Origin of the sequence: Nostoc sp. JL23, assembly GCF_017115065.1 — a bacterium.
In the GTDB taxonomy this organism is placed as follows: domain Bacteria; phylum Cyanobacteriota; class Cyanobacteriia; order Cyanobacteriales; family Nostocaceae; genus Nostoc; species Nostoc punctiforme_A.
Genome location: NZ_JABXKN010000098.1, coordinates 45,880 through 64,204, shown reverse-complemented (window position 1 = coordinate 64,204; position 18,325 = coordinate 45,880). Strand labels below are relative to the sequence as shown.

The following is an 18,325-nucleotide window of genomic DNA, read 5'->3' as shown; positions in this document are numbered from 1 at the left end:
TTGACATAACTCACTCACTGAGGATAATGATCGTCACAATATACAGCAGATTTCAAGTTGGTGAGGTACATAAGCTAAGTCTGTTGCCCAAATATAAAGCGTGTTTTACTCCTGAATTCTGAATTCTGCATTCTGAATTCTGTATTATGCTCTATATCAGAGTTTGTGTAAAATGCTATGACTTACATCTATAGCGTATATTAAAAGAAAATTTTGTATCTTATTGCCAGATTTTTTGAGAATTAATGCCCATAATAAAAGCACTCTAACCCTAATCTAAGAAAGTAAAAAAGCTCTCTAGACCACAACACCGTTTAGTTAAACCTAAAATCCTTGTTAGAGACGCGAAATTGGACTGGGCAACTCTTGGAGACGCGATCGCAAACGCCCCGCCATGCTAACGTCCCGCTGCGCTAACGCGTCTTTACAGGTCAAAAATCAGTACCAAAAATCCTTAACCCAAGCGTATTGCTCTAAAGGATCTTTGATCGAAACCTGTCTCAATTACACATTCGACACATTAATGCATAATGTGAACTATTTGTATAGTGCCTAAATCCTAGTAGAATATTTTCGCAAATCTAAGTAGGAAGATAGATGGAAGTTTCTGGACGCATCAATTACCCACTGAATCCTCCTCCCCCTCTTGAAGATTTTCCCGTCCTTCAAACTGAAAAATATACCCTACGGCTGGCTTCAACTGAAGAAGAATTAGAATCAATTTTTCGGTTGCGCTTTGAAGTTTTTAATCTTGAACTAGGCTTGGGATTTTCTGCTTCTAAGTTTAGCCAGATGGATATAGATAAGTTTGATGCGGTTTGCCATCATTTAATCCTAATCTCCAAACATACGGGTAAAACGATTGGAACTTATCGGATGCAGACCTATATAATGGCTTCTCAAAGACTAGGATTTGATGCTACCGATATATTTAATCTTAATGGAATTCCCAATTCTGTGCTTCAGGTATCAGTGGAAGTTGGGCGTGCATGTATAGCTAAAGAATATCGTAATAGTCAGACACTTTTACTACTCTGGGAAGGGTTAGCAAATTATCTCATCTGGAGTAAAAACCAATATTTCTTTGGTTGTGCATCATTACTAACACAATGTCCTGGGCAAGCTACTTGGGCTTATGATTATTTTCGGCAGAATAACTTGATGCATCCAAGTATTTTGGTTTATCCAAATTCACAATTTTGTCTAGAACTGACTCAAAATTGTCCAGATTCATCTCATGTTGAGATTCCGAAAATTTTGCAGGCATACTTGAATATTGGAGCTAAAATATGCAGCCTTCCTGCTATTGATCGGCAGTTTAAAACTATTGATTTTTTAACTATATCTAATATTGCAGACTTTGCCAGATGGCGTTATCCAAATCCTCTCAAAAAACCCTTACCACTGAGGGTGCGATCTTAGCTTCCCATAGCTTAAAAGCAAGAGTTTATCTTCTTGCCAAGGGAGTATTATCAATCTGGTGATACAGCTACTTTAAACTGCTACCTCGAATTCTGATCGGTTAACAATACCAAATGGCGTGGCGTAGGCGTAGCCCACCGTAGGCATCGCTCGTTCTATACCCTGTCCTGTGCTGGAGGCAAAAAACAATCATTTATCCGCCGTTAGGAGAATTGAGAACTATAGCCCACAAAGCGCTATGGAGTCGCCTAAGCACACATGCGGCTACACCTAGTGGATTTTACACTCCATTTATATCTCGGTTTCAAAACCAAATCCAGTTTTGCGGGATTTGATACAACCTTGCCCATGTCTTTTTGTAGTTAATAAAGGAGAGGTGTTGATTGCCAATCTTCCTAATTAAATTTAAAGTCTGATTGGCGATGTCGACGACGGGCGTAGCTGCGGCATCTCATCCAGCCCACTTAATTAGATAATTTGAGAAAACTTTTTAGGAAACCCACTTATGCACCATCTCAAATTTGCTCCGAGTTGGTTGCGATTTTTAATTATCTTCTTATTAACGATGGGTATATTGTTTCGCTTTTCTAATCTTGATGGTAAAGTTTTCTGGCAAGGTGAAACTTATGTCTCATTGCGAATTTCTGGTTACACAATTAATGAAGCTAAACAGCAACTTTTTAATAATCGTGTGATTGGCAAAGAAAGTTTTGCTCAGTTTCAAGGTGCAAATTCAGAAAAAAGCTTAAATGACACAATTATGTCTTTGGCAAAACAAGATTCTCAGCATCCACCGTTGTATTACATAATAGCCAGATTGTGGATGGAAATCTTTGGTAATTCGGTGACGGCAATTAGAAGTTTATCAGCTTGCATCAGTTTGCTGGCGTTTCCTTGTGTTTATTGGCTATGCCGAGAATTATTTAATGTGCCATTATCGGTTCCTGGTGTTGCGATCGCACTCATGGCTATCTCTCCAATTCATCTAGTATACGCCCAAGAAGCACAAGAATATATTCTTTGGTTAGTCACCATATTACTATCCAGTGCGTCTCTGCTGCGAGCTATACGGTTAGAAGATGAGCTAGCAGAAGAACGACAAAAACCCGATTTATTCGCTATTTGGAGCATTTATACAATCACTTTAGTCATTAGTCTTTATACATTTATTTGGAGTGCATTTGTAGCAGTTGCTCATGGAATTTATGTGATGATAACTGCCAAATATAAGCCTACTGAAACTGTGAGGAGTTATCTGCTAGCATCACTAGTAGGTTTTTTAGCTTTCATGCCTTGGATAACAGTTATAACTGGTGAATTTTTTCAATTTCTGATTTCAGCAGATAAAACAACAGCGCAGTCAGATTTAATACCTATCTTTCCATTTTTATTGATGCAGTTAAGCCGGATTTTTTTTGATATAGACCTTAGATACGAAAATTCTCTAGGCTATTTCATTGCACTAGCTTTTTTAACTTTGGTAGGATATTCAATTTATTTTCTTTGTCAATCAACTAACTATAAAACTTGGTCTTTTATCATCACGTTAATTGTAGTACCAGCATTACCCCTAATACTGCCAGATTTAATTGTTGGGAGTATACGATCGTCTACGGAAGCATATTTAATCCCATCTTATTTAGGAATCCAAGTAGCTGTTACTTATCTACTAACTACGCAACTATACAATGGGAGTGTGTCACGCCGCAACATTTGGCACATAATCATGGCATTAATTATTATTTGTGGTTTGATTTCTTCTAAGGTGAGTTCACAGGCAGAAACTTGGTGGAATAAGGGTATGAATTATGGCAATCCCCAAGTAGCCCAAATCATTAATCAAAGTAATCGTCCACTTTTGATTAGTGATGCTTTTAGCAATAATTATGGTAATGTCTTTTCTTTAAGCTATCTTTTGGAACCAAAAGTGCGATTTCTGTTGGTGAACAATCAAAAAATTCCTAAAATTTCTAATGGGTTTACTGATGTGTTTTTACTTAATCCTTCAGAGGCTTGGGGCAAAACCATAGAAAAAAAGTATAAATTCAAGACAGATATTGTTTATAGTGATAACTATTATTCAATTTGGAAATTGGCTAAAACTCGTAATTTGCGCCGACGTAATATTTCGCCTAATAATCAATTATCTGCCGAGCTATCAACTAGGCAAACAATTCTTCCATAGCTGCCAACTCTTAAAAAGTTCCTTGTTGTACAGATCAGTCTGCTTGAAGTACATAAATCCACTTTTTCCACTTCACTAAACAAGTAATTTTTTAGCTAAATATACAATTTTTCTCTTGCACAAAAAACTACTAAGTCTAATTACTACTTCCGGTACTTGACTAACTCCCTACCTATAATTGCCACCCACCACTGTAGAAACTTTGCCAGCAATTTCTTGATAAATATCACAAGTGCCGGATCGACTTCCAGCACTCGTGCAAGAAATCAAACCCCCGATTGGATGCAGAATTTACCGCCACTTTGAGTTTCTGCATAGGTAGAGATTGGACATTTGAGCGCACAACAGTCGCCTCGGATGACGACAATTTATCAGGATTTGGCATAGGTACGGCGGAACCTTCACCCTGATGATTTGCTTGGAGCGATCGCCTCCATACCGCGTCTATTAGGTTAGACATTTTTAATAACTAGTTTCGAGAGTTATAAAGTTGTTTCGTTAAAGTAGATAATTGTTGTACAAGTTATTGTGAAATTTAGTTATGCGGCATCTCCAACTTGCTCCCAATAGGTTGCGGTTTCTCATTGTAGTTTTGTTAATGGTGGGTATATTTTTTCGTTTTTTTAACCTCGATCGTAAAGTTTACTGGCACGATGAAACTTTCACTTCATTGCGGATTTCTGGTTATACGGCAAATGAAGCCAAGCAGCAAATATTTAATGGTCGCATAATTAATAAGGAAAGTTTTGCCAAATTCCAAAGTCCTAATATGGAAAAAGGCTTACGTGACACAATTATATCTTTGGAAGTAGACGATCCACAACATCCACCACTGTATTATATACTCGCTCGGTTTTGGGTGGGAATCTTTGGCAATTCGGTGACGGTAATTAGAAGTTTATCTGCCTTTATCAGCTTGTTGATTTTTCCGAGTATTTATTGGCTGTGTCGAGAATTATTTAGAACATCGGCATGGGTATCGGAGGTTGCGATCGCACTCATGGCAATCTCCCCTATTCACTTAGTATACGCTCAAGAAGCACGAGAATATATTCTCTGGATAGTGACTGTATTACTATGCAGTGCTTCATTATTACGAGCATTACGGTTGGAATCAAAAGATCGAGTACTACGCATATTAAATTGGGGAATGTATACAGTCACTTTGGCGCTTAGTCTATATACATTTTTGTTCAGTGGATTTGTCGTAGTTGCTCATGGTATTTATGTAATTGCCATTGCAAAATTTAGATTTACTAAAACAGTAAAAGCTTATCTATTAGCATCTTTAGCAGGTTTTTTAGCTTTTACATATTGGATAATAGTTTTAATAGTTAACTTATTGCAAGTAAAGAGTTCAACAGCATGGACAAAGAGATATTTACCCTTAGATGGTTTAATTAAATCCTGGCTTTTACAGTTAAATCGGATTTTTCTTGATTTAGACTTAGGCTTTGAAAATCCGTTTACCTATGTAATTACGCCATTTTTTCTAGTTCTGATTGGATATTCTATTTATTTTATTTGTCGAAAAACTAACTATAAAACCTGGTTGTTTATCGTCACACTGATTATGATTCCTGCATTACCTTTAATGCTACCAGACTTACTTTTTGGGGGTATACGCTCACTTGCCGAACGTTATTTATTGATTTCTTATTTAGGAATTCAACTAGCTGTTACTTACTTACTAGCTACGCAGCTACATAATAAAAATTTTGTACGCCGGAGAATCTGGCAAACCATCATGGGACTAGTGATTATTTGTGGGCTAGTTTCTTATGGAGTGAGTTCTCAGGCTGAAACTTGGTGGAGTAAGGTTATTAGCTATGGTAATCCACAAGTTGCAAAAATTATTAATCAGGCTACTCATCCACTTTTGATTAGTAATGATTCTGGTATTAATTATGGGAATATCTTTTCTCTCAGCTATCTTTTAGAGCCAAAAGTGCAGTTTCAATTAGTAAAAGACCGTTCTATACCTAATATTCAGAATGGGTTCACTGATATTTTTTTACTAAATCCTTCAGATACCTGGCGCAAGCAAATAGAAAAAAGTTATAATTATAAAACGTTTGTTGTATATGGTGACAAAAATTACTTGCTCTGGAAAATAGAAAATCCACGTAGCGACGTATTTTTTGAAAAAATTAGGACTTAACCAAAACTAGGCGCTGTAGTTATAGGCAATTCATATAAATGAATTCGTGTTAGGTAGAGAATAAACTTAATTACCCCTACCTGGAAATAATTCTCTTCGACTATTGTTTGCGTAACTTTATATTAAAAAATACTTTCATATATCAAAAGATATATGGAAATATTTGCTAGAGCAATCATCTTTTATAAGATATTTAAATATTTTCTTGATTAAAATCAGCTAAAAACAACAAAAATAAATATTAAACAAATTCTCATCTGAAATTAATTTAAGTAATGGCACGATGCTTTAAATTATCCTTTGTGATGAATTCAATGATTCATTGAAAGGTGTTCTATGCAAATAACAGATTTTCTTGGTCTTTTACATCCAGCGATCGCAATTATATTCGTGTTTCCACTCATCGGTACAGTAGTTAATTTTGCTTGGCAAACACGCCAACGTAGATTACAAATTTTAGCGGGGAGTAAGAGTAAAATTCCTCCAGTGGTGGGTGCAGAACATAAGCAGTTAGGTGAAAGGCTCACAAGTGCAGTTGTTGGATTAACTTTAATCGGATTAAGCTACCCTATTGGCAAAAATATTATCAAAAATCAATTGTGGAATCAAACACCTTTTCAAGTTATTTTTATACTGCTAATATTTGCTGCCACCATCGCCTCTTTAGTATTTCTTTATCGGGCAAAACAGCGGGTGTGGCGGGCAGTTTTTGCAACTTTAACTGGTGCAGGTTTAGTAATTCTAGGCTGTCAGGATGGAGTCTATCGCCGCACGAATGAGTGGTATTGGTCACATTATTATATTGGCATTACCGCAGCACTGCTGATGATTTTTTCATTAGCAATTGTTCAAGATATTTATCAAGATAAATCCAATCGCTGGCGTATCGTCCATACGATTTTAAACTGCATTGCTCTGTTGCTATTTATTGGACAAGGTATGACAGGAACGCGAGACTTGTTAGAAATTCCTCTGAGTTGGCAAGAACCCTATATTTATCAGTGTGATTTTGCTAAGAAAACTTGCCCAACGCCAAATCCTCAAGCACCAAAATAAGCAAGGGAAAATAACCAATACGAATGCCTTTTAGGAAGGCTGAGTGGAGAATCTCATTTATTTACTCAGAACTTGGAACCGACTAAACTTTAGCTATCTGCTAACGTAACTGTTTTGCCCAATGCCTAATCATTGTAGTGGCAAAGTGACAATTACTGTTGTGCCAACACCCTGCTCACTTTCTAATTGAATATGACCACCATGTAACTCCACACATTTTTTAACTATAGTGAGTCCTAGTCCTGTTCCTTGAATTACACCCACATTGCTGGCGCGATAGAAGGTTTGAAATAGATGAGCTTGGTCTTTTAGAGGAATGCCCATTCCCCGATCTCTGATCTGCAAAATTGCCAGGCGATCTTTGCAAATCAAATCAAACCAAATCGTGTCATTGTGAGGGGAATATTTGATGGCATTGGAAATCAAATTGGTTAAGATACAATTTAGTAAGTCTTCATCCATTTCAGCTTGAGTTGATTCCCCTTGAAAAGTAAAGATAATGTTGTGCTTACTACCTGCATTTAGTTGAAGAATATCTGTGATTTCGCTACAGAAATTTTCTAAATTTAAAGATGTAGGTTTGAATGCGAGTTTGGCAGCTTCCGTTTTACTCAAGAACAATATCTCATCTAAGAGATTAAGCATCTGGTTGATAGCATTTTGGATTCGATCAAAATATTTACTTCTCCGGGCATCAGTTAGTTTATTGCTGTTGTATTCAAGGATATCTACAGCCGTCCGAATCGTAGTCATAGGGGTGCGGAACTCATGAGAAACCATTGCTACAAAGTTTGACTTTAACTCGTTGAGTTCCTGTTCTTTCGCCAGCGCTTGACGGGTGCGTTCTTCACTTTCGCGTAGTTGGTTGAGAATTTCGCTTCTTTCAATGGCATAGCGAATGGCACGCACTAACCGTTGTATACTCATTTTATCTTTTACTAGATAGTCTTGCGCCCCTTCTGCTAATGCTTGCAGTGCTAAATCTTCATCATCAACACCTGTTAATACCACAACTGGGATATCAGGTACTGCTGCCTTAAATTCTTTTAACGTGTCCAGTCCAATAGAGTCTGGAAGGCTGAGGTCTAACAAAACTAGGTCGAATCTGCGTTGCTTTCGACTCCCTAGCTGAGAATTATCAAAGGTGGACGCAGAGTTTTCCCTGCTAGCTTCTATTGCCTCAGATAATCGTTCAACATGTAACATCTGCCATTGTTCTTGATCTGCATTTATAAATATCCGGTGTAGCAAATGAGCATCACTTGCACTATCCTCTACTAATAGAATGTGAATTGTGAGCTTTTCCATAGTACAGGGTTATATCAATTTGGTAGATAATCACCTGATTTCCTATTTTTTAGATAAGGCTAGAAATAATGCGCTTACTAGGAGCTTATTAGGCAGTTATTATATATATTTAAAGATACCTTAATTTGCGTTCAGAGTAAAATAAAATACTGTTCCTACGCCCAGTCCGGTTCCGACTCAGCCCAGATGCGAACACCATACTGTTCTCGACGATTATGAAGACGGCGAAAAACCTCAAAAATTTGCTCAAGATATTAAGACCATTATCTTGAGCGATCGCTATATGTCAATTACTTAGAGCTAGACTCAGTGCTATATTACAGTCAACGAGAACAAATTCCTGACCGCGAGTACCCACACGAGAATGAACATAGCTGCGGTAAGCTACGCTAACGCACCAACGTAGAGACAATGCAATTTTTGACACAAAAAACAAGTGGAGATGTAGTGTAACACCACATCTCCACTCTAAATTTACTGTATTAGGGTTACAAGAAAAGACCCTACGAGCTGATTAAAACTTGGGAAAGTTCAAATTAATTAACGTGACTCAGTTCCTTGATTGGGGCTACCTGCTACACCATCGTTTTCAGGAGCTTCTGGAGTAGCAGTGGACTTAGCATCACTCTTTTCCGCATCACCAGTTTTGCGGATACTTTCGTCGATAGGGGTTTCGCCGTCAGCAGAAGCAGTAGAAGCAGCTTGTTGATTATTAGATTTTTGTTGTTCAGCCATGATTACATCCCTTATTATTTATCCTTGGTATTATCTTAAAAAATTAGGAGTATGGGTGCATCTATCTAGAATATAGTTATGGCTGATTCCTCCCTCTATCATAAGTATTGTTTTGTACTACTCATGTCTGCTGACAAAAATCCATAAATATAGAAGTATGTTACTTAGAACCCTTGCTATTGTTAATGGAGAACCTAGAAGGGGTTTTATCTCCGAGATGCTTTTAAAATTGCTTTATTGATAGTTGCCAGGAAATGACAAATAATCTGACTGAATAATATGGTGTGATGATGGTGATACAAACTATCAAAGTCTAATTAATGAACCAGAACAATCTATCGTTACCATCTGGATGTATCCTTCGCAAGGCAACCTCTGGGGATCAGTGGTCGATTCGATTGCTGGTATTTTCAGCGAAACTCGACCCAACCCAGTTAAATTGGCAGCAATTTTGGGTAATTGAATACCATGAAAATCTTATAGCTTGCGGACAGCTACGTAACTTTTCAGGGGTACAAGAACTTGGTAGTTTGGTCGTTGCATCAGCTTGGAGAGGTCGCGGTTTGGGTAGTTTTCTAACGCAGCATTTGATTTATACAGCAACGCAACCACTTTATCTGGAATGCTTAGGTCAACGGCTGGTGCAGTTTTACAGTCGCTTTGACTTTGTGCCAATATCTTTTGAAGACTTGCCACAATTTCCCAAGACAACAGGCTTATCTACGCTCAAGGATAAATTTAGATTTTCGCAGTTAGCTAAAAGACTGCTCAAAGTTCCTGTGGTGTTTATGAAATATCAAGGTCAGGCTAATTCGTAATTCGTAATTCGTAATTTTAAGATATGCAGAACAAGGCTTGATACAAGATGTTTCCAGCCCTTTACTCTTCCCTATTCCCTATTTCAACTTGGAGGTTTAGCAAAAATTGTTAGTAAGACAGGCCCTAGTAAATAATGGTGATTCAAACACAATAGCCCAGCAGAGGAGCCAAGAAGTTGACGTTGATTAGGGCTGTAAAGTCTAATTCCACGGGGAGAGACTGGCAATAATTGAGGTTCTGTCTCTTTTTTGGAAGTAATATCAACTAAATAAAAGCGTCCACCAGGAGAAAGTACCCGTGCTATCTCACTAACCACCTGTTTGGGTTCCAAATAGTGCAAGAAGCTGATAGTACTAAAAACGGCATCAAATTGACCATCAGCAAAGGGAAGAGACTCAGCTTTGCCCTCAATATAAATTAAGCGTGGATGGTGGCGGTTGCTCTGTCTTGCTACCCGCAACATATTAGCAGATAAATCCAATCCGGTAGCTCGTAGATTGGGAAACTGAGTAGCAAGGCGCTCAAGCAAGCGTCCAGTACCACAGCCTATATCAAGTATATTTGCTGGCTCTGGTAAATCTACGTACTCCAGCAATCGTTGGTGAATGGCTCGATAAAACACTGAAGGAAAGAACCAATCGTAACTTGATGCCCATAGGTCAAAAAGCAGCTTTTTGTGATTGAAAAAATCATCAGTCATTAGTTTTCGCAGCTTTCTCAAAGCTTGATGCTTTTTGAGGGTAAGTTTAGCTGCGCCTCCAAGAATTTGGTTAACAACACAAATTAACGTAAGTTCGACAAGTCTTATTTGACCTCTCCCCCAACCCCTCTCCGACACGGAGAGGGGAGTAAAAAGCTTAATTTTCGTTGCTCCTCCCTTTCCGTTTTCCAGAGGGAGGCTGGGAGGGAGAGGTTCATCGAACTCATGTCAAATTAACTATAGCGGTTCTGAATTGGTTGTAATAGCCGAAATATTTGTCAAACAGTGCCAATTTGCTGAAAAGCGTTGTCCTGTCTAGATTTTTGCCCTGAAAATCGAGCTTTCCTACTAGAGAAAGGTTAGGGGGTTAGGTTTTGGATGGGTTTTTCAAGATGAAGTGAAAATCACGACAAATTATCGGGAACTGTAGTACTTGAATGTGTAGTTAACAGTACTCTTTCTACCTCTGTAGAGAGCCAAAGCAAAAGTAATAAGTGCATAAAACTACAAAACCTAACTGTATTTATTTATAGAGGTTCAAATACAAAAAACTCAATCTAGTTTGAAATTATCAAGGTAAAAAATTATGACAAGCTTTATGCAAGTTCACTCACACAACGACCTACTGCACCCAGTCCGCGAGTGGTTGGAAACGATAGAAATTCATAACTCCAAATTGGCTCATTTCCTATGCAAAGCTATTCCTGCTCAGTGTCCCTTTGAGCGAGACATCACACTGTTTGGTCGGAAGCTATTTCATATTCCACCTATGTGTAAATTAAATCCTCTATACGAGGAAGTGGTTGGTTTGCGTTTTAGAGCGCTTTGTTATCTTGCCGATGAATGTGGTGAAGATATTACAGCTTATTGCTGATAGCCAGTTGGATTGTTGTTTGATCGAGCAGCGAGCGATCGGTAATTGCAGGTTTACGGTTGTTACTTACTCAGGTTTATACTAAGCTAACGTACACCTAATTAGATGTTTGGCTATTTAAGTAGCTGGCACTATTGTTGCTTCCCGTATCCTGCTGAAATCATTAACATCATCATGACGCACATCTTACTGATTGAAGATGAGGTCAAACTGGCACGATTTGTCGAATTGGAATTGAATTATGAAGGCTATCAAGTCAGTATTGCCTACGATGGATTAACTGCACTCACCGCAGCAAGGGAGTTGCATCTGGATTTAGTAATTTTAGACTGGATGTTGCCTGGGTTGTCGGGGTTGGAAATTTGCAGCCGCCTGCGGAATATAGCTGAGAGAGTGCCGATAATCTTATTAACCGTCAAAGATGAAGTGAGCGATCGCATTGCAGGTTTAGACGCTGGTGCTGATGATTACCTCATTAAACCCTTCAGCGTTGATGAATTATTAGCCAGAGTCGGCGCTCACCTACGAAGAAGCAACCAAGCAGAGTACGCAGATGTTTTAGAATTTGAAGACCTAAGTTTAAATCGTCGCACGCGGGAAGTGTATCGAGATCGGCGGTTAATTGAGTTAACTGCTAAAGAATTTGATTTACTAGAATATTTACTGGCCCATCCGCGACAGATAATTAGCTGCGATCGCATTTTAGAGGAAGTCTGGGGTTATGACTTCATGGGCGATGCCAACATCATTGAACCTTATATTAACTACCTGCGCTTGAAACTTCAAGCCAATAACGAAAAATGTCTCATTCAAACTGTGATCGGTGTTGGCTACACATTGCATGATTGAATTGAGGATTGGGGCGAGACAAGCGAAAGACTTTTCAATAATTCTTCCTTATTCTCTCAGTGCCTATTGCCCAAAAGCAAAACCTTATGGCCATAGCAGATTTTGGCGTTTTTGGCAATCTCTACAAAAACTCATCCAACTTAGAATTAATTATATTACGATGCACAAAGCTATCATCATCCAAAATCCAAAACTCAAAGTGGCATGACCTATTTAGAAACAGCAGCGCAGTTCTACCGCGAAGTTGCCCAAACCCCGCAAGTTGGACTTTGTTGTGTACAAAGTACGCCCCTGCAACTACCAGGATTGAAAATTCCTTTGCCAATGCAGGAAATGAATTATGGTTGTGGCACCACTGTTCACCCCACCGAACTAGGAAACCAACCTACTGTGCTGTACGTCGGCGTTGGTGGCGGCTTAGAAGCGTTGCAATTCGCTTATTTTTCCCGTTATGCAAGTGCTGTAATTGCCGTTGAACCGGTTGGCGCCATGCGGGAAGCAGCTGCACGTAATTTGGAAATTGCTGCTCAAGAAAACCCCTGGTTTAACACCAGCTTTGTCGAAATCCGCGAAGGTGATGCTTTTAACTTACCTGTTGCTGATGCTAGCGTTGATATCGTGGCACAAAATTGCCTTTTCAACATCTTTGAACCAGAAGATTTAACTCGTGCTTTAAAAGAAGCATATCGGGTGTTAAAACCAGGTGGACGCTTGCAGATGAGCGATCCAATTGCTACTCGTCCCATTCCAGCACATCTTCAAGAAGATGAGCGACTAAGAGCCATGTGTTTATCAGGCGCGCTCACATATCAAGAGTATACTGAAAGGATTATAAATGCTGGTTTTGGTCAAGTTGAAATTCGTGCCCGTCGTCCTTATCGCCTACTAGATTCCCAGACTTATAATTTAGAAGAAAACCTACTTTTAGAAAGTCTGGATTCTGTCTCATTTAAAGTTGTAATTCCAGAAGATGGTGCTTGCATTTTCACTGGAAAAACAGCAATTTATGCTGGTTCTGAACCCTTCTTTGACGATTTGGCAGGTCATCTACTTCAGCTAGGTATTCCGGCTGCGGTGTGTGATAAAACTGCTGCTAAACTTGCTGCTAGTAAGCCAGCAGAAATAATTGTTACCGATTCAACCTGGCACTATAGCGGTGGTGGCTGCTGTTAATTTATCTAAGAAAGAATTCAGGTGTCAGGAGTCAGAATGGGCTAAACCTTAGCTATCCGCTAACAGAATGGTTCTGTGAGACTGGGTAATGAATGCACAATTTGAATATTTCACTAATTACATTCTGGATTCTGAATTCTGAATTCTGACTTCTTTCTTCTTTATAAACTCCAAAATGTTGTTAATTAGTCTATTTTTAGCTACGCTTTTTTTAGCATATTCAAATGGAGCAAATGATAATTTTAAAGGTGTAGCGACGCTGTTTGGTAGCCGGACTAGCAGTTATCAAACAGCAATTTTGTGGGCAACTTTTACAACTTTTGCTGGTGCAATAACTGCGACTTTTTTAGCAAGAGCATTAATTAAAAACTTCTCTGGAAAAGGACTATTACCTGATGCGATCGCTAATTCTCCAGAGTTTCATCTTGCAGTCGCGATCGCTACTGGATTGACTGTACTCATTGCCACCCTCATGGGGTTTCCCATTTCCACAACTCACAGTTTAACAGGTGCGCTGGTTGGCGCTGGATTAGTTGCGATTGGACTACAAGTTAATTTTGCAGCTTTGGGAACTTCCTTTATTTTGCCTTTATTACTCAGTCCAATCATTGCTATTCCCTTGGGAGCAGGTATTTACAGCTTATCTGGCTATATTAATTCAAAATGGCATCTACCAGTCAACCAAAAAATGATTGATGCTTGTCATTTTCTCAGCGCTGGAATTGTCAGTTTTGCTAGAGGATTAAATGATACTTCTAAGATTGTTTCACTCATCCTAATTATTGAGTATTTCTCGATTCAGGGAGGAATGATCACGATAGCGATCGCAATGGCACTTGGCGGTTTACTCAACTCCCAAAAAGTTGCAATAACCATGAGTGAAAAGATTACCTCAATGAATCATACTCAAGGCTTATCAGCAAATATAGTAACTGGGATTATGGTCATTGCAGCTACTCGGTTTGGGCTTCCAGTTTCTACCACTTACACTTCAGTTGGTTCTATTTTTGGGGTTGGATTAATTAGCCAAAAATCTAAATCTAATACTCGCGTTTTTTATCAGATTCTATTATCGTGGATTTTAACTTTACCAACTGCTGCAATTATTAGCGCAATAATATACAGATTATTGCAAGGTTAGAAAAATTGAATATTGTTGTGTAATTTTTCAGGGGTAGTAACTAATGCAAACTCAACCAAAAATTTTACTAGATACAGCAGTCACAGCCTTTAAAAATAAACTCAGTTCACCTTTGACAAAAAAAGGAATCACTGTTTTACAAGTTAACCTAGGTAAGCGTTGTAATCTTGCTTGTACACACTGTCATGTCGAAGCCGGGCCAAAACGTACAGAAGAACTTTCTCCCGAAATTTGCGAACAATTGATTTCACTAATCCATAAATTTCCCGAAATTAAAATTGTGGATTTGACTGGTGGCGCACCCGAAATGAATTATGGATTTAAGCCACTGGTAGAAGCAGCAAAAGCAACTGGTAAACAAGTGATTGTCCGGTCTAATTTGACTATTTATTTTGAAGATGGATTTGGTGATTTACCAGAATACTTTGCTAAACACCAAGTAAGAGTTGTAGCTTCCTTACCCTGTTACCTAGCAGATAATGTTGATAAAATGCGCGGTACTGGTGTTTTTGATAGTTCAGTCAAAGCTTTGCAGTGGCTTAACCAACTCGGCTATGGTAAAGACCAAAACTTAATTTTGGACTTGGTTTTTAATCCCCAGTTGCCCACCAATGAAAAATTTTCTTTAGCTCCGGAACAGAGTAACCTAGAACGAGATTACAAAATGTTCTTACAAGAACATTTTAATATTGTGTTTAACAACCTCTTCACCTTTACCAACTTACCAGTTGGTAGAACCAAAATGTATTTAGAACGGAGAAAACTGTACGCTAGCTATTTGCAGTTTTTAGAGTCGTATTTTAATCCCAGCACAGTTGAACATTTAATGTGTCGCGATGAACTTTCAATTGACTATCTGGGCAATGTATATGATTGTGACTTTAACCAAATGATGAATTTGCCTGCAAAAACTCGCAATGGTGAAATCTTGACAGTTGGTAAATTGTTAAAAGCTGGCAATTTAGACCTGATTAGTGAGGTGCAAACTGCTGCTTATTGCTATGGTTGTACTGCTGGGTGTGGTTCTAGTTGTGGTGGCGCTTTGCTCTAAGAACTAGAGCATTTACTTTTCTGGCCCGATATCTCTCAGGAAGAGTCAGCATTTGTACATCGCTTTGCAGTTCGACACTGCTGGCTTGGGCTGTTGAATACGCACGAACACTTGGTAAACGTTATTTACGTCTAGATTGCGATGATTTGCATCCGCGCCTGAGAGCAGTATATGAAGGCTTTGGTTTCCGTTATCACAGCCAGAGACAAATTGGTGCTTATTTCGTCTTTCGCTATGAATATCAAATACCTCCACAAGTTATCTAAATTGATATGTCTTTTATCGATGAAATTAATCCTGTCAATGCTTTGATTGTGGGAGCCAGCCAAGGTATTGGTTTGGGTTTTGTGAAAAAATTGCTACAAGATTGCAGAATAGCTAAAATTTATGCAACTTCTCGTCAACCGAAATCAGCCTCAGAGTTAATAGCTCTTGCAGACGAATGTCCTGAGCGATTAATTTGTTTGGAGATGGATATTACTGACGAGTTACAGATTATTGAAGCTGTTCAAAAAATACATACTCAAGTTAATAAACTGCATTTCGTAGTCAACTGTGTAGGACTGTTACATGAAGATATTTTGCAACCTGAAAAAAGCTTAAGACAGATCAATTCAGAAAATTTGCTGCGCTACTTTCAGATAAATAGTATTGGTGCTGTCTTACTGGCTAAACATTTATTGCCTCTGTTTCGTCATGGAGAACGCAGCGTGTTCGCCACTATTTCTGCTAAATTGGGCAGTATTAGCGATAACCAACTTGGTGGATGGTATGGCTATCGGGCTTCTAAAGCAGCACTCAATATGTTGATGCGAACTGCGGCAATTGAGTATAAAAGAAGTTGTCCGAAAGCATTAATAGTAACATTGCATCCTGGTACAACTGATACCCGGCTTTCTCGTCCTTACCAAGGAAATGTACCTGCGGAAAAATTATTTTCAGTCGAACGTACTGTTACTCAATTATTGGCTGTCATCGAACAGCTTCAAGAAGGCGATAGTGGAGAGTTTTTCTCGTGGGATGGGAACAGATTGCCTTGGTAACTGCGTTACGCTTGTGCTAGTAAAACTCACGTTACTTGTAACCAAAGCCTATGAAGTTTTTTGTGCCAGCAGCTAAGGATGATATCAAAGCAGAGCAAGTGTATAGTGCTTTTGCTCGGTCTGTCAAAGCACCAATAACCGAAAAGCGTATTTGGAAGTTACAGTGGCGCGATCGCGAAATAGATATGGAATGCGAGGTAGGTAAACCTTTACCATCCTCTTATCAAACGGGGAAAGAGTTAGTTATGGCAATCTTTGAGTGTGAAAACCTTTATAAAATTTGTACTCTTACCCGTGGAGGAGTAAAGGGAGAACCTATCTTGGTTGGCAAAAACTCTGTATCCTCAGCAACGTATTTTTCAGATAATGTAAATAACTGACTCTGCATTTTAATATGCGATCGCTCTGGTAATGTAGTAGATAAAATCGCCCACCAGATGTCTCAAGGTATGACTAACATTCAGATTTTCTTACCTGAGTCGATGAAAGTCTTTGTCGAAGAACAAGTAGCTAAAGGCGGTTATAGTTCAATACAGTTCAGTTAAGCATTGCTTTCTTCTCTCAGTGCCCTCTGCGCCTCTGTGGTTCGTAAAAAAAATTGACTTTGACAAAGAGTTTTAGCCTTAACTGAACCGTATTGGGTTATAGTTCAGCTAACGAATATTTCAACAGCTAATCTTTCAAGACCAACAGCTCAAGAGTCAAGAAGGAAAACGCCCTCAGTTGATGGCAAAGCTTCAGACACAGGCTCAACTGAACGATGAGGAGTTTGAAGTAATTGCAGATAAATTAGCTGACGAATTTGCAGCATACTTTGGGTCATAGTCAGAATACTAAGAACCAGGAAACTCTAACTCAGCGCTTCCCCGTGCTAACTGCACCACCTCAGATGGTAGGTGTCGCTCCAACCAATCTTCTAAATCAGCTAGTACCTCGCGGTAATTTATGTCACTCTGAATCTCGTGATAGGCTCCTGGATACTCGATTCTCAGCTTATCTGTGCAGTTTAGCCGTTGGTAAAAGGTGTCGCTTCCTGCTGGTAAAGCCACTCGGTCTGCGCCACCGTGGAGAATCAATAATGGTAATTGCCAATCACCTGCATGAGCATTAATCCAATCAACTGTTGCAAAGAATTCTGTAGCCAGACGGGCAGCAGCACGGGTATGTCGCATTGTATCTTGGGCATAAGCGGCTAAAATCTGCGGATCTCGTGAAGCAGCGCTAATGTCAATGCCTGTATTCAGGGTGAAACGCGGCCACACCCGTGAGAGCATTTTTCCTAAAAGTACCCGAATCGGTGAAACCCCTACTTTCCCCAAGGTTGGTGCAAGAGCGATCGCACCCTGCAATAATGATGCTTGCTGGGGATAGTGCAGAATGTAATCTAAGACAATCACTGCGCCTAAACTATGACCCAACAGAAAAACTGGACATCCAGGATTCTGAGTCTGAATTAACTGTAAAAAAGCTCCCAAGTCTTCACGAAACTCACTCCAAGCGTTGATATAGCCTTGCTGACCCGGTGAGCGTCCATGACCACGCAAATCTAAGGCGTAGACAGCGTATTGCTTGGGTATCAAATGCTCAATTACATTACTGTAGCGATCGCTGTGCGCTCCAAGTCCATGCACAATGGCTAATATTGCCCGGACTTTAACCTCTGGATGCCAGCTTTGGTAATACAGTTCAAGTCCTCCAACACCTTGGAATCTGCCTTCTTTACGAGAAGCTAGGCGATCGCTATAGTCAATCATAAGGTTAATTTTTTACATAATTTTCCCAACAAGCTACTAAAAAGTCAATATCAA

General features: G+C 39.1%; 17 protein-coding genes. 12 read left to right on the top strand and 5 right to left on the bottom strand.

The window, feature by feature from the left end; translation table 11 throughout:
* Positions 1-597 precede the first annotated feature (597 nt).
* On the top strand, positions 598-1,422 hold the full coding sequence (locus tag HWQ42_RS19955) for a GNAT family N-acyltransferase (RefSeq protein WP_292815361.1): 825 nt from the start codon (positions 598-600) through the stop codon (positions 1,420-1,422).
* 505 nt (positions 1,423-1,927) lie between these two features.
* On the top strand, positions 1,928-3,607 hold the full coding sequence (locus tag HWQ42_RS19950; protein WP_292815359.1) for a glycosyltransferase family 39 protein: 1,680 nt from the start codon (positions 1,928-1,930) through the stop codon (positions 3,605-3,607).
* A gap of 226 nt (positions 3,608-3,833) precedes the next feature.
* Here the strand turns inward: HWQ42_RS19950 and HWQ42_RS19945 are convergent, their stop codons facing one another.
* Positions 3,834-4,067 (bottom strand): hypothetical protein, encoded by a 234-nt coding sequence (locus tag HWQ42_RS19945; RefSeq protein ID WP_292815357.1) that lies wholly within the window; start codon positions 4,065-4,067, stop codon positions 3,834-3,836.
* 81 nt (positions 4,068-4,148) lie between these two features.
* On the opposite strand from HWQ42_RS19945, the gene HWQ42_RS19940 reads away from it, so the two are divergent.
* Positions 4,149-5,768: a glycosyltransferase family 39 protein gene (locus HWQ42_RS19940; protein ID WP_292815355.1), complete on the top strand. Its 1,620-nt coding sequence runs from the start codon at positions 4,149-4,151 to the stop codon at positions 5,766-5,768.
* Positions 5,769-6,104: 336 nt separating this feature from the next.
* A complete protein-coding gene (locus HWQ42_RS19935; RefSeq protein WP_292815353.1) occupies positions 6,105-6,824 on the top strand; it encodes a DUF4079 domain-containing protein in 720 nt (239 codons plus the stop codon).
* Between the two features lie 129 nt (positions 6,825-6,953).
* On the opposite strand, the gene HWQ42_RS19930 is transcribed toward HWQ42_RS19935, so the two are convergent.
* Both HWQ42_RS19930 and HWQ42_RS19925 read right to left on the bottom strand, forming a co-directional pair.
* Positions 6,954-8,132 (bottom strand): hybrid sensor histidine kinase/response regulator, encoded by a 1,179-nt coding sequence (locus HWQ42_RS19930; protein WP_292815351.1) that lies wholly within the window; start codon positions 8,130-8,132, stop codon positions 6,954-6,956.
* A 540-nt stretch (positions 8,133-8,672) separates the two neighbouring features.
* Complete coding sequence (locus HWQ42_RS19925) at positions 8,673-8,867, bottom strand: hypothetical protein (RefSeq protein WP_292815349.1); 195 nt, start codon at positions 8,865-8,867, stop codon at positions 8,673-8,675.
* A 320-nt stretch (positions 8,868-9,187) separates the two neighbouring features.
* On the opposite strand from HWQ42_RS19925, the gene HWQ42_RS19920 reads away from it, so the two are divergent.
* Positions 9,188-9,685: a GNAT family N-acetyltransferase gene (locus HWQ42_RS19920; protein WP_292815347.1), complete on the top strand. Its 498-nt coding sequence runs from the start codon at positions 9,188-9,190 to the stop codon at positions 9,683-9,685.
* Positions 9,686-9,768: 83 nt separating this feature from the next.
* Here HWQ42_RS19920 and HWQ42_RS19915 read toward each other — a convergent pair whose 3' ends face one another.
* Positions 9,769-10,386, bottom strand: a complete 618-nt coding sequence (locus HWQ42_RS19915; protein WP_292815344.1) for a class I SAM-dependent methyltransferase — start codon at positions 10,384-10,386, stop codon at positions 9,769-9,771.
* A 586-nt stretch (positions 10,387-10,972) separates the two neighbouring features.
* Here HWQ42_RS19915 and HWQ42_RS19910 point away from each other — a divergent pair.
* The 7 genes from HWQ42_RS19910 to HWQ42_RS19880 all read left to right on the top strand — a co-directional run bounded on the left by HWQ42_RS19910 (position 10,973) and on the right by HWQ42_RS19880 (position 16,897).
* On the top strand, positions 10,973-11,260 hold the full coding sequence (locus HWQ42_RS19910) for a Mo-dependent nitrogenase C-terminal domain-containing protein (RefSeq protein WP_292815341.1): 288 nt from the start codon (positions 10,973-10,975) through the stop codon (positions 11,258-11,260).
* Positions 11,261-11,434: 174 nt separating this feature from the next.
* Positions 11,435-12,109 carry a response regulator transcription factor gene (locus HWQ42_RS19905; RefSeq protein ID WP_292815338.1) on the top strand — a complete coding sequence of 225 codons (675 nt, stop codon included), beginning with the start codon at positions 11,435-11,437 and terminating at the stop codon, positions 12,107-12,109.
* 204 nt (positions 12,110-12,313) lie between these two features.
* The gene (gene arsM, locus HWQ42_RS19900; protein WP_194042580.1) at positions 12,314-13,282 is read left to right on the top strand and encodes an arsenosugar biosynthesis arsenite methyltransferase ArsM; all 969 of its coding nucleotides are present in this window, start codon (positions 12,314-12,316) and stop codon (positions 13,280-13,282) included.
* 175 nt (positions 13,283-13,457) lie between these two features.
* The gene (locus tag HWQ42_RS19895; protein WP_292815336.1) at positions 13,458-14,423 is read left to right on the top strand and encodes an inorganic phosphate transporter; all 966 of its coding nucleotides are present in this window, start codon (positions 13,458-13,460) and stop codon (positions 14,421-14,423) included.
* Positions 14,424-14,466: 43 nt separating this feature from the next.
* Positions 14,467-15,474, top strand: coding sequence for an arsenosugar biosynthesis radical SAM (seleno)protein ArsS (arsS, locus tag HWQ42_RS19890; RefSeq protein WP_292815333.1), 1,008 nt, complete (start codon positions 14,467-14,469; stop codon positions 15,472-15,474).
* A 272-nt stretch (positions 15,475-15,746) separates the two neighbouring features.
* Complete coding sequence (locus tag HWQ42_RS19885; protein ID WP_292815330.1) at positions 15,747-16,517, top strand: SDR family NAD(P)-dependent oxidoreductase; 771 nt, start codon at positions 15,747-15,749, stop codon at positions 16,515-16,517.
* 62 nt (positions 16,518-16,579) lie between these two features.
* Positions 16,580-16,897, top strand: a complete 318-nt coding sequence (locus HWQ42_RS19880) for a hypothetical protein (RefSeq protein ID WP_292815327.1) — start codon at positions 16,580-16,582, stop codon at positions 16,895-16,897.
* Between the two features lie 453 nt (positions 16,898-17,350).
* Here HWQ42_RS19880 and HWQ42_RS19875 read toward each other — a convergent pair whose 3' ends face one another.
* Entirely contained in the window at positions 17,351-18,271 is a 921-nt protein-coding gene (locus tag HWQ42_RS19875; RefSeq protein ID WP_292815324.1) for an alpha/beta hydrolase, read from the bottom strand.
* Positions 18,272-18,325 lie beyond the last annotated feature (54 nt).

Excerpts from the sequence above, each read along its gene's own strand:
- HWQ42_RS19955 (WP_292815361.1), top strand. The coding sequence starts at position 598 with ATGGAAGTTTCTGGACGCATCAATTACCCACTGAATCCTCCTCCCCCT.
- HWQ42_RS19950 (WP_292815359.1), top strand. The coding sequence starts at position 1,928 with ATGCACCATCTCAAATTTGCTCCGAGTTGGTTGCGATTTTTAATTATC.
- HWQ42_RS19945 (WP_292815357.1), bottom strand. The coding sequence starts at position 4,067 with ATGTCTAACCTAATAGACGCGGTATGGAGGCGATCGCTCCAAGCAAAT.
- HWQ42_RS19940 (WP_292815355.1), top strand. The coding sequence starts at position 4,149 with ATGCGGCATCTCCAACTTGCTCCCAATAGGTTGCGGTTTCTCATTGTA.
- HWQ42_RS19935 (WP_292815353.1), top strand. The coding sequence starts at position 6,105 with ATGCAAATAACAGATTTTCTTGGTCTTTTACATCCAGCGATCGCAATT.
- HWQ42_RS19930 (WP_292815351.1), bottom strand. The coding sequence starts at position 8,132 with ATGGAAAAGCTCACAATTCACATTCTATTAGTAGAGGATAGTGCAAGT.
- HWQ42_RS19925 (WP_292815349.1), bottom strand. The coding sequence starts at position 8,867 with ATGGCTGAACAACAAAAATCTAATAATCAACAAGCTGCTTCTACTGCT.
- HWQ42_RS19920 (WP_292815347.1), top strand. The coding sequence starts at position 9,188 with ATGAACCAGAACAATCTATCGTTACCATCTGGATGTATCCTTCGCAAG.
- HWQ42_RS19915 (WP_292815344.1), bottom strand. The coding sequence starts at position 10,386 with ATGACTGATGATTTTTTCAATCACAAAAAGCTGCTTTTTGACCTATGG.
- HWQ42_RS19910 (WP_292815341.1), top strand. The coding sequence starts at position 10,973 with ATGACAAGCTTTATGCAAGTTCACTCACACAACGACCTACTGCACCCA.
- HWQ42_RS19905 (WP_292815338.1), top strand. The coding sequence starts at position 11,435 with ATGACGCACATCTTACTGATTGAAGATGAGGTCAAACTGGCACGATTT.
- arsM (WP_194042580.1), top strand. The coding sequence starts at position 12,314 with ATGACCTATTTAGAAACAGCAGCGCAGTTCTACCGCGAAGTTGCCCAA.
- HWQ42_RS19895 (WP_292815336.1), top strand. The coding sequence starts at position 13,458 with ATGTTGTTAATTAGTCTATTTTTAGCTACGCTTTTTTTAGCATATTCA.
- arsS (WP_292815333.1), top strand. The coding sequence starts at position 14,467 with ATGCAAACTCAACCAAAAATTTTACTAGATACAGCAGTCACAGCCTTT.
- HWQ42_RS19885 (WP_292815330.1), top strand. The coding sequence starts at position 15,747 with ATGTCTTTTATCGATGAAATTAATCCTGTCAATGCTTTGATTGTGGGA.
- HWQ42_RS19875 (WP_292815324.1), bottom strand. The coding sequence starts at position 18,271 with ATGATTGACTATAGCGATCGCCTAGCTTCTCGTAAAGAAGGCAGATTC.